At 69.2% G+C, this 467-nt stretch carries 1 protein-coding gene; it reads right to left on the bottom strand.

Annotation, left to right across the window (positions count from 1 at the left end; all coding sequences use genetic code 11):
* On the bottom strand, nucleotides 1-467 hold a 467-nt coding region (locus tag Y887_RS17485), incomplete at both ends, for a LytR/AlgR family response regulator transcription factor (protein ID WP_046965561.1).

Raw genomic sequence — 467 nt, 5'->3', positions numbered from 1 at the left:
TGCGGCACGTTGCGCAGCACCGCGTGCACCTGGCCATCGCCGCTGCGGCGCAGCTCCACCAGTTCGTCGCGGGCCACCAGGCAATTGCGATGGATGCGCACCAGGCGGTCGGCGAACTCGTCTTCCAGCGATTTGAGCGACTCTTCGATCAGGTCTTCGCCACGGGCGTGGTGGACGATGACGTACTTTTCTTCGGCCTGCAGGTAGCGGATGTCGCCGATGGCGATCAGCCGCAGGCTGCCACGCAGACGCGCGCACAGGTGGGTGCGCAACGGCCGCGGCGCGACGCCGGGCACGCGCCCGGCCAAAAACGTGGCGACCTTTTCCAGGGCCGCGGCCAGGCGTTCCGGGCGCACCGGTTTCATCAGGTAATCCAGCGCGGCGGCGTCGAACGCCGACAGGGCATGCTGGTCGTAGGCGGTGCAGAACACCACCGCCGGCGGTGGTTGGCCCTGGCGCAGCAGCCG

This window comes from Xanthomonas pisi DSM 18956 (assembly GCF_001010415.1).
GTDB lineage: Bacteria > Pseudomonadota > Gammaproteobacteria > Xanthomonadales > Xanthomonadaceae > Xanthomonas > Xanthomonas pisi.
Note: the sequence above shows the minus strand (reverse complement) of the source record. Positions and strands in the feature narration are given on the sequence as shown.